This window comes from Gottfriedia luciferensis (assembly GCF_002156865.1).
Classification (GTDB): Bacteria; Bacillota; Bacilli; order Bacillales; family Bacillaceae_G; genus Gottfriedia; species Gottfriedia luciferensis.
In genome coordinates this window covers 72,620-84,996 of the sequence record NZ_NCTA01000007.1, presented here as the reverse complement: position 1 = coordinate 84,996, position 12,377 = coordinate 72,620, and the positions used below count along the sequence as shown (strand labels likewise).

Sequence of the window (12,377 nt, the reverse complement as noted above, 5' to 3'; positions counted from 1 at the left end):
GCAACTAAGTCTCTATCTTCGCATAAAGGCTGCTTCCAAACGGTAAGTTTTCTTTATCGTTTAAATTTTTCAATTCCGATTAGTTTTTGTATAATAATAAAAAGAGAAAGATGGAAGGGAATCGTTTAAAATAACAGTCATTCTGAGTATTAAGATAAGAGACACGGTTTTGAAACAAGGGGGATATTAAAATAGTAGTATTGATATTATTTATTGGTTTAATGATAGTGATCGCAACGATCCTAATGTTATATCGAAATAGACAGTTAGAAATAATCTATAAAAAAATAGAAATAAACGAAATCGATGAATCATTAAAATCAATCCAATTTATTTGGATTCCAAATATAGGTGATTTTCAACGTAAATTAAGTGAAATTGAAACAATTTGTAATCATAATACGATTATCCTTTTAAGTGGATATTCAAAAAAGAAGTCTAAAAAATATAATGATGAAAATATTAAGTTCCTTTCATCAATCGCTCCAGTCTATTTTATATGGAGTGATATCGATTATAGTGGAAATTATAGGGATTTAAATGCTCTATTACTTGATTGTAAAGTTGCGATTCTAGAAAATTCGAATGCTTCATTTGAAACAGAAAATGGCACAAAATTTTCCATCATTGGTTTAGATGATATAAAAACCAATCGAGATAATTTGAACTTTGCACTTGATGGTTGTTATGATGATCATCTTAATATTTTAGTAAGTCATTCAGAAGTATTAGATAGCAAAACAAAAAATTTTGAAAGTATTCAAGTTTATCTGTTTGAAAGTAGTCAATTAAATGGAAATCGAAATCAAAAAACGATATATTTGGAGCTACATAACAAAATAGGAATTCGAAAACAAAACACAGTATCAATTATAAACTTTGAAGTACTAAAGTAACTGTTTCTTGTTTACATGCAGGAGGAAAGTAAATTGGCCCAAATAGGAAAATACAATATAAAAGCAATCTCAAATATCGTAGGGATTTTACCGGGTACATTAAGAGCTTGGGAAAGAAGATATAACATTATAAGTCCTGTACGAAATGATGCTGGCCATCGACTTTATACAGAAGAACATGTATTTATATTAAAGTGGCTTGTTCAAAAAGTGAATGAAGGTTTTACAATTGGACAAGCAATTAATTTATATGAAGCAAAAGGGCATAATTCAACAAAAGATCAATCATTCAATGAAAATTTGCAATCGGATGCACTTGTGAATCAAATTGTTTCTTCATTATTAACTTTTGAAGAAAGTGATGCCCATAACTATGTGAATGAAGCATTTAGTTTATTTTCGGTGGATAAAGTACTATTCAAAATAATTTCTAAGGTTTTTATTTTAATAGGGGATAAATTTCGTAACGGTGAAATTACTAGTGCGCATGAACATTTTGCAACTTCATTTTTAAGAACAAGATTAGGGATGATTTACCAAAATCTACCGAATAATAAACATTTGCCAAAGTTAATTGCAGTTTGTGGACCAGAAGAAAAACATGAATTAGGCTTATTAATCTTTACGATTTATTTAAGAAGAATTGGTTTTCAGGTCATTTACTTAGGAGCTTCTATCGATTCAAATGAGGTTGAACAAGTAATGAATGAAGTGAAGCCAGCAGGATTTATCATGTCATGTACACTAAAAGAAAATCTAAAGAAAACAATTGATCTAGCAATAACGATCAAGAAAATAAAACCAGATATTATCATTGGAATTGGTGGTCATGCAGTTTCGACTTGTGATAGTCCGATAATGGATTCGATTCAAGATTTTTATGTAGGAAGTCACCAATCAAACTGGGATGAATGGTTAAAGCAGAATTTTAATTATAAATGATTTCTTACTTTAGAATCACCAAAATTATATTAAAACATAAACTGTACTATGGTAAATGCAGCAAGGAGGCTAGTTCATGAGGTTGGAACGGTTGAACTACAATAAAATAAAAGTTTTTCTTACATCTGATGATTTATCAGAACGTGGTCTTACAAAAGAAGACTTGTGGTACAATGCACCAAAAGTTCAACAACTTTTTCAAGATATGATGCATGAGGCTAGCGTGGAACTAGGTTTCGAAGTAGATGGAAAAGTATCGGTTGAAGTATTTTCCCTTCAAGCTCAAGGTATGGTTGTGATTGTAACAAAATCCGATGAAATTGAAGAGGAAGAAGATGAATTTCAAGACGATTTTATCTCAATGGAAGTAATCCTTGATGAAAGCGAACATATATTGTACGAGTTTTCTACTTTAGAAGATCTAATCCTACTCTCTGAGAAATTGGTTTCATGTAATGCTGTTGGTGGAAGATTGTTTTCGTTTGAAAATACATTTTATTTAAAGTTTGAAGAGCATGAGATTGGAAGGCTAGATCGAGAGACGTTTTATGCGATATTAGCGGAATATGGAAATCCTTCCACTAGAACGATCTATCGTATAATTGAATATGGTAAAGAGCTAATCTCTGAAAATGCAATTGAACAATTACATTTTTATTTCGTTAAAAAGAAGACCTCTCAATAAATTTCTATGAGAGGTTTTTTTCTTTTGTAAATTTTTTATTAATATCTGGTATTTATTAGTATTCTTTCCTTTTCAAACTTTGTAAATAGGAGTATAATGTCCTTAGAAAACGCTTACAACAATTGAATATTATATTTTGTTTTCTATGTGTTTATAACTTTCAAAATGGGATTGAAAGTTGTATACTAATTTCAGAATGAATGAATTTTTTCATAGTTCAAATTTCTAGGGGGTTTACAATGGTTGCCGAGAAATCTACAGAGAAAAATAGCAACACTGAAGAACATTTAGACGTACTAGCGCCTACACAAATAGTTATTAAAGAAGCGTTAGAAAAATTAGGATATTCAAATGAAATGTACGAACTTTTAAAAGAACCGGTTCGTATGATGACTGTTAAAATTCCGGTTCGTATGGATGATGGACAAGTGAAAATTTTCACTGGTTACAGAGCTCAACATAATGATGCAGTTGGACCTACAAAAGGTGGTATCCGATTCCATCCGAATGTTACAGAAAATGAAGTTAAAGCACTTTCAATCTGGATGAGCTTAAAATGTGGAATTGTAGATTTACCGTATGGTGGAGGTAAAGGTGGAATCATTTGTGATCCACGTGATATGTCATTCCGTGAGTTAGAAAGACTTAGCCGCGGTTATGTTCGTGCAATTAGCCAAATTGTTGGACCAACTAAAGATATTCCAGCTCCAGACGTATTTACAAACTCGCAAATTATGGCTTGGATGATGGATGAATATTCTAGAATAGATGAATTTAACTCTCCTGGTTTTATTACAGGTAAGCCGTTAGTACTAGGTGGATCTCACGGACGTGAAACTGCCACAGCTAAAGGTGTAACAATTGTAATTCGTGAAGCTGCAAAGCGTAAAGGTATTAACTTAGAAGGTGCACGTGTAGTGATCCAAGGTTTTGGTAATGCAGGTAGCTTCTTAGCGAAATTTATGCATGATGCTGGTGCGAAAGTTATCGGCATTTCTGATGCATATGGTGCTCTTCATGATCCAAATGGATTAGATATCGATTATTTATTAGATCGTAGAGATAGCTTTGGTACAATTACTAAGTTATTTAATAATACAATTTCAAATAAAGAATTATTAGAATTAGATTGTGATATATTAGTTCCAGCAGCGATTGAAAACCAAATTACGAAAGATAATGCTCATAATATTAAAGCAAGTATTGTAGTTGAAGCTGCTAATGGACCGACAACACTTGAAGCTACTAAGATTTTAACAGAGCGTGGTATTTTATTAGTACCAGACGTATTAGCAAGCGCAGGTGGCGTAACAGTTTCTTACTTTGAATGGGTTCAAAATAACCAAGGTTATTACTGGACTGAAGAAGAAGTTGAAGAAAGATTAGAAAAAGTAATGGTTCGCTCGTTTAATAATATTTATGAAACAAGTGTAAATAGAAAAGTAAATATGCGTTTAGCAGCTTATATGGTTGGTGCTCGTAAAATGGCTGAAGCTAGCAGATTCAGAGGCTGGGTATAAACTAAATTTTTCAATATGATACATTATGAAACAAGGTGGGATTTTCCCATCTTGTTTTTTTATTAGCTAAAATTAGACAAAAAGAATATTTTCCGTAAAATAGAAATAGTAAATATAACTAAGACTGAGTTAATTGGAGATGTTACAAATGGAAAAATTTGAAGCTATAATCATTGGCGGAGGACCTTGTGGTATTGCAGCTTATTTAGCTCTGAAAAATAAAGGAATATCTGCATTAATTATTGAAAAAGGTAATATAGTTCATACCCTCAGTCGTTTTCCAACGCATCAAACATTTTTTAGTACAAGTGAAAAATTGGAAGTGGGAAACATACCCTTTATTATTGAAGGAAGAAAACCTAAAAAGCACCAGGCATTAGCTTATTACCGGGATGTTGTAAAACGAAATAATATAAATATTCATTCATTTGAAGAAGTGAAGAAAGTCACAAATCAACAAAACTTTGTGATTGAATCAGTTACAGCTGGTGGCCAGGAAAAACGATACGAAGCAAATGCAGTAATCGTTGCAACTGGTTATTACGATCAACCAAACTATTTATCAGTACCTGGAGAACAACTTGATAAGGTTTCACATTATTTCTTTGAAGGTCATAAGCATTTTAATCAAAAGGTTGTTGTTATAGGTGGCAAGAACTCAAGTGTCGATGCAGCACTAGAATTAGAAAAATGTGGTGCAGAAGTTACTGTTCTTTACCGAGGGAATGCTTATTCACCAAGTATTAAACCGTGGGTATTACCAGAATTTGAAGCACTTGTCCGTTCAGAAGAGATAAAAATGGAATTTAATGCAAACATTATAGAAATTAAAGAGAAATCAGTAGTATATGAGCAAAATGGAAAACAATTCGAAATTGAGAATGACTATGTATTTGCAATGACTGGCTACCATCCTGATCATACGTTAATTAAAAGTATGGGAGTTAAAGTCGATGATGAAACGGGACGCCCGTTATTTAATCCAGACTCAATGGAAACAAATATAGAAGGGATCTATATTGCAGGCGTAATTGCTGCTGGAAATAATGCAAACGAGATTTTTATAGAAAATGGTCGTTTCCATGGTGATTTAATTGCAAATCATCTTTCAACTAAATTTGTTTGAAAAGATTTTAATTGATAAACTTGGCTTTACTTCGTTTTCTTTCTTTTATGACACTTTGTCAACTTAATCTGTTTTGAGCAATATTTATAACACTATCAAACCCAAATCATTACTATGATTTTTTTCACATTAGTTTAAAATATTAAATACTAATTTTTAGAAAAAAGAATTTTAAACTGATTAGTAATTTGTTCTATTTAAAGGATATTTAATAGTTTCTTAATGAATACTTATCTTGATGAATGAGTTGATTGGAACGAAAGGATGCTCGACTCCTATGGGAAATGTGGAAAGGCTGAGACCCCGCAGGCTTGCCGAGGAGGCTCAGGTTTCGCCCCATGGAAAGCGAGCATACTGTAGTGGAAATGAACATCACTCAACTCCCTTTACAAAAATTTGATAGTTATTTGACAAGATTATTTTTCAAGAGCGTAAAACGTAGTAAAGCTACGTTTTTTTTGTTTTGTTTTATTTTTTCTGTTTTTAATTTTTTGGTGCTAAATTAATTTATAAAAAGGATTTCTGTTTACTAGGATAATTTTTAAATGATATAATTTTATTTGTGAAACGGGGTGTGCTGAAATGAAAAAAGTAGTATTAATAACAACAGGTGGAACAATCGCAAGTAAACCAAACGCAGAATCTGGAAAGCTAGATTCTGGAGCATTATCAGGCCAAGAAATTGCAGATATGCTTAACTTACCAAAAGATATCAACGTTATTGTAGATTCTTTATTCCAAGTTCCTAGTATGCACATAGGCTTTGAACATTGGATGAATCTAAAAAATAAGATTGAAGAATACTTTGAAGATGAAACGATCGATGGAATCGTTGTAACTCATGGTACGGATTCGTTAGAAGAAACATCTTACTTCTTAGATTTAACAATTGATGATAGTCGTCCAGTAGTTATCACAGGCTCGCAAAGATCACCAGGTGAACTAGGTACTGATGCTTTTATTAATTTAAGACATGCAATCTATACTGCTTCTGATGAATCTGCTAGAAATGTTGGGACGGTAGTAGTTTTTAATGAACGAATTTTCACTGCTAAATATGTAAAGAAAGAACATGCATCAAATATTCAAGGATTTAACGTATTTGGTTTTGGATACTTAGGGATTATTGATAATGATAAGGTCCATATTTATCAAAAACCAGTTTTGAAAGATAAATACAAAGTTACAAGTAATCTACCTCAAGTTGACATTATAAAATGTTATATTGAAGCAAAAGGTTATTTAATTAAAGCAGCAGTAGAAAATGGTGCCAAAGGTATCATTTTAGAGGGAGTAGGAAGAGGACAAGTATCTCCTTATATGACTGAAGAAATTGAAAATGCTGTTAAAAAGGGCATAAAAGTTGTGATTACGACAAGTTCTGAGGAAGGCGAAGTATATCCGACATATGACTATTTCGGTAGTGCTTATGATCTAGTTAATAAAGGCGTTATTCTTGGTAAAGATTATGATAGTAAAAAAGCAAGAATTAAATTGACGGTTATGCTAGCATCTGATATCGAAAATATTCATGAAGGTTTTACGAAATAATAAGATCTTTGTTCCTATTTTCGGTTTATTCGTAAGAAAAAGCCGGATTTATTAACGATCATTTTGTGAAAAACGTGCATTGCACGTTTTTTCTTTATGTTTGCTTCGGATTGAATGCTAATCGAAATATAAAGTCATTTTATCTATTAAACATGTGAATATAAGGTCTATTCGTTCGTGAAAAAATTAAAAGGTTGAAAAATTATGAAAAATCTACATATACTAAACCAAAATCTTCCTTTATACTAGAATTATATCTAAATACATATTTGTAAAATGCAATTGATTTAATGTGAAAAGTAGTTTGGGAGGATGCAATGCTAAATGTAGGAGATGTACTTTTATTAGAGGATATTGATGCAAAAGAAGTAAAACGATACAAATCAAAAATCGTCGAAGTCAAGAATGAAGAAATTTATATTGATTACCCATTCGATGAGAGTACAGGTAAAACATCATTTTTATTAAATAATCAAACACTAAAAGCTTACATTGTGACAAAGGAAAATAATGTATTTACATTTTATACTTCAATATTAGGAAGAAAAAAAATCGAAATACCTGTTATTGTGATATCTTTTCCAGGTGTTGATGCACTTCAACAAACTCAAAGAAGACGATTTGTACGAGTTCCAAGTCAAATCGATGTAGCGGTTCATCCTTTATTTGATGAATTTACACCGTTTACATCCACGAGCCTTGACATAAGTGCAGGTGGAATCGCATTGTTAGCACCTAAAGATAAGCAGATGATTTTAGGGAAAACAATTTTATTATGGTTAGTTTTACCCTTTGAAGGTGAGACAAATCGCTATATTACTACAAAAGCACATATTATTCGAGTAAATGAAGAAGTCGTAGAAGATAAGCATAAAATTTCATTGGAATTTGATGGTTTATCACCAATTCAAAGACAATCTTTAATTCAATTTTCATTTGATCAGCAGTTGAAGCATCGTAGAAAAGGAATAAAAAATTAAATTCTAAATAGTGTATAAAATTAGTTCGATTATTTCATACTGTTAATAAAAAGGGTATGAATTATATATGAAACGAATTGAGCGAATACTTTTTAAATTAATTATCATTCAACTATTTTGTTTAGTCTTGAGTCAATTTTTATTGTCAATTCCGAATCTTTCAGTCTATTTAACGAAGATTGAATTGTATGAAGGAGTTACTCAAAAAGCCAAGGATGTAACAAGAGAAGTCTATAATCATATAGGTAAATAGATGAATTCAACTAAATCATGTGGTAATATAAAGTAAAGCAGGCTAGCCTGCTTTATTTTTATTTGAATTATTATTTTTAGGACATGATAAGATTAAGTTGCTATTTAAGTAGCACTTTTTTTATGTAGGAGGATTTATGAGTAAAAAAATTAGTATAGCAATAGATGGTCCTGCAGCTGCCGGAAAGAGCACAGTTGCAAAGATTATTGCCAAAAAATTAGGATATATTTATATTGATACAGGTGCGATGTACCGAGCACTAACGTTTAAAGCAATTCAAAATAATATTGATGTTAATAATGAAAAAGAATTAAACGAATTACTTTCTAAGATTGAGATAAAACTTATTCCTGAAGAAGGTATTCAAAAAGTATTTATTGATGAAGTAGATGTTACAGAGCCAATCAGAACGCCAGAAGTTACAAGAAATGTTTCATTTGTTGCGAAACATAGTTTAGTTCGTGAAAAAATGGTTGAATTACAGCGCCAATATGCGGCTAATGGTGGAGTTGTTATGGATGGAAGAGATATTGGTACGCATGTTTTAGTTGATGCAGAAGTAAAAATATTTATGATTGCATCAGTCGATGAAAGAGCTCAAAGAAGACATATTGAAAATTTAAAAAATGGATTTGAGAGCGACCTAGAGCAATTAAAAACGGAAATCGCTACTAGGGACCGCATTGATTCAGAACGAGAAGTTTCACCATTAAAAAAAGCGGATGATGCGATCTCATTGGATACGACTTCTAAGAATATTGATGATGTAGTTGATGAAATTTTGTCAATTGTAAAAGGAAAAATTGATAATATTTAGAAAAATACTTTTACACATTTCTTGACTTTTCTATTTATTTATTAGAAGGTAAAAGAGGACAATACATAAATTGGTCTATCAATTTTTTAAATCATAAGGAGGAATATGACATGGTTGAAAAAGTAATGCCGGAAGTTGGGGAAATTATCTCTTGTGTAATTGAGCAAATTGAAGATAAACAAGCAATTGTTGGTTTTGGTGGAAAAACAGATGGTATTCTTCCAATTAAAGAAATTTCAAATGTACATATTGAAAATGTAAACGACGTTTTAAGTGTTGGACAAGAAATTGAATTAAAAGTTATTAAAGTTGAGGAAGATACTGTCGTATTTTCTAAACGAGCAGTGGACTCCGTTAAAGCTTGGGATCAATTAGAAGAAAAATTAGCAAATAAAGAAGTGTTTGAGGTAATTGTAACAGAGCAAGTGAATGGTGGACTTATTGCTGACGTAGGAGTTCGTGGTTTTATTCCAGCTTCACTAGTTTCGAAAAAATTTGTTGAAGACTTAGCTAGCTATGTTGGCCAATCAATTGAAGTTGTCGTAGAAGAATTAGACCGTGAAAAAAATCGTGTTATTTTATCCCATAAAGCAGTTGAACAACAGAATGAAATAGAAAATCGTCGTCAGGCATTTTCTTCTATTAAAGTTGGCCAAATTGTTGAAGGTAAAGTTGAGCGATTAACAAACTTTGGTGCATTTGTTAATATTGGCGGTGTAGATGGATTAGTTCATGTATCTCAAATGTCTCATAATCGAGTGACAAAGCCTGAAGAAGTTGTATCTGTTGGTGATACTGTAAAAGTGCAAGTTCTGTCAATTGATACAGATACGAATCGTATCGCATTATCAATGAAAGCTACAAAACCAGGACCATGGGATCAGTTAAATGATAATTTAAAAGTTAATGCGGTTGTTGAAGGGAAAGTAAGACGTTTAACAAATTTTGGTGCATTTGTTGAGGTTCAAGATGGAATAGAAGGATTAGTACATGTTTCTCAAATTGCTGATAAACATATTAAAAATCCAAACGAAATTTTATCTGTTGGACAGGAAGTAAAAGTTAAAATTTTAGAAATTAATCCTACCGAAAAAAGATTATCATTAAGTATTAAAGAAGCTGGTGAAGCTGAACTTCAAGAAGAAATCTCTAAATACATTCAACCGAATGAAAATAGTGGTTTCCAACTAAGTGAACTACTTGGTGAGAAATTAAATAAATTTAAAAAATAAAAAAAATCCTTCAGCGTAATAGCTGAAGGATTTTTTTTGTTACTTGCCTGATGAAAAGGTTACCCTATAGTTAGTTATGCTGATTTGTTTCTCTAGCTTCTTCAGGTGTATCAAGGCGTGTAGCACCTTTATTATGAATGCTTTGATCTCGATCTGATTCAACTCTTCTTGATTCTCTTAGTTTCTTTTCTTGACGATCTTTTCCCACAGGTTTCACCTCCAAAATATACTCATTTATAGATTCGTTATATTTTCAATTTCTTATACACTTTCTTTTGTATTTGATTATTTTAAGTAGTAATTGTTACATACTAGAGTTAGTAGGAGGTTATCGTGTGCAAGGTAGTATATTTATTATTTCTTCTTGGGTATTTGTTTTTATACAACTCTTTAGTCAAAAGAAATCAAAAATGTATTTTATTAATTTAACTGGATTACTTTTTTTAATTTGTTGTTCCGTTTATACGATTGAACTATTTAAAATTGAAGTAAATGTAGCCTATTTGGCAATGATTTTAATCATTAGTTATAAACTAAGTTTATTAGGTTTAATTGAACAAATTGGCAGTTTTTTTAAAGGATTAATAATTGGAATGGTATATAGCATAATTACAATGCTAGCGATATATGATCCAGCAAGTTTTTTTATCAATGAAATGATCATTATTTCGTTTTTCATACTGTTATTAGCATCATTCTTAAGTAGATCATTTAATGAGCAGTTGAGATATGTTTTAATTGGGTTAATTCAAGGAGAAATTTTTAATTATATTACATTTGACTCTATAAAATTCAACTATATAATTGGAGATTTAAAATGGTTTGATACTTTATTTTTCTCAATTATATTGCTATTAGGTATCAAATACCTTACAATTTATTTTTCGAAAATATCGATCAAAAATAGAAAATTAGTAAAAAATTAAAGGGAATTGGTCTTTTTCCACATTTTTTGTTAAAATAGATAAGTTATTTAAATAAATCAAAATTAATACGAAAACCAAAACTCATTTACATGATTTAAATGGTACATAGTTATGCTAGGAAGGATGAAATAAAATGTCTAAACCGACAGTTGCAATAGTTGGACGTCCAAATGTAGGGAAATCAACTATTTTTAATAGAATAGTGGGTGAAAGGATCTCAATAGTAGAAGATATTCCAGGTGTTACACGAGATCGTATTTACAGTTCAGCAGAATGGTTAAATCAGGAATTCAGTCTAATCGATACTGGTGGTATTGATATTGGAGATGAACCATTTTTAGAGCAAATTCGTCAACAAGCTGAAATCGCAATTGATGAGGCTGACGTTATTGTTTTCTTAACAAATGGCCGTGAAGGTGTAACAGCAGCTGATGAAGAGGTTGCAAAAATTCTTTATAAAACAAAAAAGCCAGTCGTTTTAGCGGTTAATAAGGTTGATAATCCTGAAATGAGAAGCGATATTTACGATTTTTATGCATTAGGCTTCGGTGAAGTTTTTCCAATCTCAGGTTCTCATGGATTAGGATTAGGTGACTTACTAGATGAAGTAGTAAAGCATTTTCCAGAAAATACAGAAGATAACTATGATGAAGAGACAATTAAATTTAGTTTAATTGGACGACCAAACGTAGGGAAATCATCTTTAGTAAATGCATTATTAGGTCAGGACCGCGTAATTGTAAGTAATGTTGCTGGAACTACACGTGATGCTGTAGATACACCTTACTCAAAAGATGGTCAAGATTATGTAATCATCGATACAGCTGGTATGAGGAAAAAAGGTAAAGTATATGAAAGTACTGAAAAATATAGTGTACTTCGTGCTTTACGAGCAATTGAGAGATCAGATGTCGTCTTAGTTGTATTAGACGGTGAAGAAGGCATTATTGAACAAGATAAAAAAATCGCTGGTTATGCTCATCAAGCAGGTAGATCAGTGGTGATTGTAGTAAATAAATGGGATGCAGTCGAAAAAGATGAAAAAACGATGAATGAATTTATCGAAAATATTCGTGCTCATTTCCAATTCTTAGACTATGCACCAATTGTATTCTTATCTGCTAAAACGAAAAAAAGAACACAAACATTATTACCTATGATCAATAAAGCATGTGAAAGTCATAGTTTACGTGTTCCAACTAACGTACTTAATGATGTAATTATGGATGCGATTGCGATGAATCCAACACCAACTCATAATGGTCAAAGATTAAGAGTATATTATGCTACACAAGTAGCAATCAAACCACCAACATTCGTTGTTTTTGTAAATGATCCTGAATTGCTTCACTTTAGTTACGAGCGATTCCTAGAAAATCGTATTCGAGATGCATTTGATTTTGAAGGCTCTCCTATTAAGATTATTGGTCGTGCGCGTGCATAACTAAT

Annotated in this window: 13 protein-coding genes; 12 read left to right on the top strand and 1 reads right to left on the bottom strand. The window is 31.4% G+C overall.

Translation table 11 applies throughout. The annotated features are described in order from the left end of the window. Positions 1–227: 227 nt before the first annotated feature. The 10 genes from B7R67_RS07990 to rpsA all read left to right on the top strand — a co-directional run bounded on the left by B7R67_RS07990 (position 228) and on the right by rpsA (position 10,002). Positions 228–896 carry a metallophosphoesterase family protein gene (locus B7R67_RS07990; RefSeq protein WP_142289531.1) on the top strand — a complete coding sequence of 223 codons (669 nt, stop codon included), beginning with the start codon at positions 228–230 and terminating at the stop codon, positions 894–896. 33 nt (positions 897–929) lie between these two features. Beyond that, positions 930–1,838 carry a MerR family transcriptional regulator gene (locus B7R67_RS07985; RefSeq protein WP_088069244.1) on the top strand — a complete coding sequence of 303 codons (909 nt, stop codon included), beginning with the start codon at positions 930–932 and terminating at the stop codon, positions 1,836–1,838. Between the two features lie 76 nt (positions 1,839–1,914). Continuing rightward, positions 1,915–2,523 carry a genetic competence negative regulator gene (locus B7R67_RS07980; protein ID WP_088069242.1) on the top strand — a complete coding sequence of 203 codons (609 nt, stop codon included), beginning with the start codon at positions 1,915–1,917 and terminating at the stop codon, positions 2,521–2,523. Between the two features lie 239 nt (positions 2,524–2,762). Further along, positions 2,763–4,043: a Glu/Leu/Phe/Val family dehydrogenase gene (locus B7R67_RS07975; RefSeq protein WP_088069240.1), complete on the top strand. Its 1,281-nt coding sequence runs from the start codon at positions 2,763–2,765 to the stop codon at positions 4,041–4,043. A 148-nt stretch (positions 4,044–4,191) separates the two neighbouring features. Continuing rightward, positions 4,192–5,169 (top strand): YpdA family putative bacillithiol disulfide reductase, encoded by a 978-nt coding sequence (locus B7R67_RS07970; protein WP_088069238.1) that lies wholly within the window; start codon positions 4,192–4,194, stop codon positions 5,167–5,169. A 582-nt stretch (positions 5,170–5,751) separates the two neighbouring features. Further along, a complete protein-coding gene (locus B7R67_RS07965; protein ID WP_088069237.1) occupies positions 5,752–6,720 on the top strand; it encodes an asparaginase in 969 nt (322 codons plus the stop codon). 317 nt (positions 6,721–7,037) lie between these two features. After that, positions 7,038–7,700, top strand: a complete 663-nt coding sequence (locus B7R67_RS07960) for a flagellar brake protein (protein ID WP_088069235.1) — start codon at positions 7,038–7,040, stop codon at positions 7,698–7,700. Between the two features lie 67 nt (positions 7,701–7,767). Beyond that, positions 7,768–7,953 carry a DUF5359 family protein gene (locus B7R67_RS07955; RefSeq protein ID WP_088069233.1) on the top strand — a complete coding sequence of 62 codons (186 nt, stop codon included), beginning with the start codon at positions 7,768–7,770 and terminating at the stop codon, positions 7,951–7,953. Between the two features lie 136 nt (positions 7,954–8,089). After that, on the top strand, positions 8,090–8,770 hold the full coding sequence (cmk, locus tag B7R67_RS07950; RefSeq protein ID WP_088069231.1) for a (d)CMP kinase: 681 nt from the start codon (positions 8,090–8,092) through the stop codon (positions 8,768–8,770). Between the two features lie 110 nt (positions 8,771–8,880). Next, complete coding sequence (gene rpsA / locus B7R67_RS07945) at positions 8,881–10,002, top strand: 30S ribosomal protein S1 (RefSeq protein WP_088069229.1); 1,122 nt, start codon at positions 8,881–8,883, stop codon at positions 10,000–10,002. 70 nt (positions 10,003–10,072) lie between these two features. On the opposite strand, the gene B7R67_RS07940 is transcribed toward rpsA, so the two are convergent. Next, the gene (locus B7R67_RS07940; protein ID WP_088069227.1) at positions 10,073–10,210 is read right to left on the bottom strand and encodes a YpzI family protein; all 138 of its coding nucleotides are present in this window, start codon (positions 10,208–10,210) and stop codon (positions 10,073–10,075) included. A gap of 127 nt (positions 10,211–10,337) precedes the next feature. Between B7R67_RS07940 and B7R67_RS07935 the strand changes: the two genes are divergently transcribed. Together B7R67_RS07935 and der are read left to right on the top strand one after the other, a co-directional pair. Further along, positions 10,338–10,928 (top strand): YphA family membrane protein, encoded by a 591-nt coding sequence (locus B7R67_RS07935; RefSeq protein ID WP_088069225.1) that lies wholly within the window; start codon positions 10,338–10,340, stop codon positions 10,926–10,928. A 133-nt stretch (positions 10,929–11,061) separates the two neighbouring features. Further along, positions 11,062–12,372 (top strand): ribosome biogenesis GTPase Der, encoded by a 1,311-nt coding sequence (gene der, locus B7R67_RS07930; RefSeq protein ID WP_088069223.1) that lies wholly within the window; start codon positions 11,062–11,064, stop codon positions 12,370–12,372. Positions 12,373–12,377: the final 5 nt, after the last annotated feature.

What these genes read in the sequence shown, in the direction of transcription:
- B7R67_RS07965 (WP_088069237.1), top strand. Translation starts at nt 5,752, where the DNA reads ATGAAAAAAGTAGTATTAATAACAACAGGTGGAACAATCGCAAGTAAA.
- B7R67_RS07970 (WP_088069238.1), top strand. Translation starts at nt 4,192, where the DNA reads ATGGAAAAATTTGAAGCTATAATCATTGGCGGAGGACCTTGTGGTATT.
- cmk (WP_088069231.1), top strand. Translation starts at nt 8,090, where the DNA reads ATGAGTAAAAAAATTAGTATAGCAATAGATGGTCCTGCAGCTGCCGGA.
- B7R67_RS07955 (WP_088069233.1), top strand. Translation starts at nt 7,768, where the DNA reads ATGAAACGAATTGAGCGAATACTTTTTAAATTAATTATCATTCAACTA.
- rpsA (WP_088069229.1), top strand. Translation starts at nt 8,881, where the DNA reads ATGGTTGAAAAAGTAATGCCGGAAGTTGGGGAAATTATCTCTTGTGTA.
- B7R67_RS07980 (WP_088069242.1), top strand. Translation starts at nt 1,915, where the DNA reads ATGAGGTTGGAACGGTTGAACTACAATAAAATAAAAGTTTTTCTTACA.
- B7R67_RS07960 (WP_088069235.1), top strand. Translation starts at nt 7,038, where the DNA reads ATGCTAAATGTAGGAGATGTACTTTTATTAGAGGATATTGATGCAAAA.
- der (WP_088069223.1), top strand. Translation starts at nt 11,062, where the DNA reads ATGTCTAAACCGACAGTTGCAATAGTTGGACGTCCAAATGTAGGGAAA.
- B7R67_RS07975 (WP_088069240.1), top strand. Translation starts at nt 2,763, where the DNA reads ATGGTTGCCGAGAAATCTACAGAGAAAAATAGCAACACTGAAGAACAT.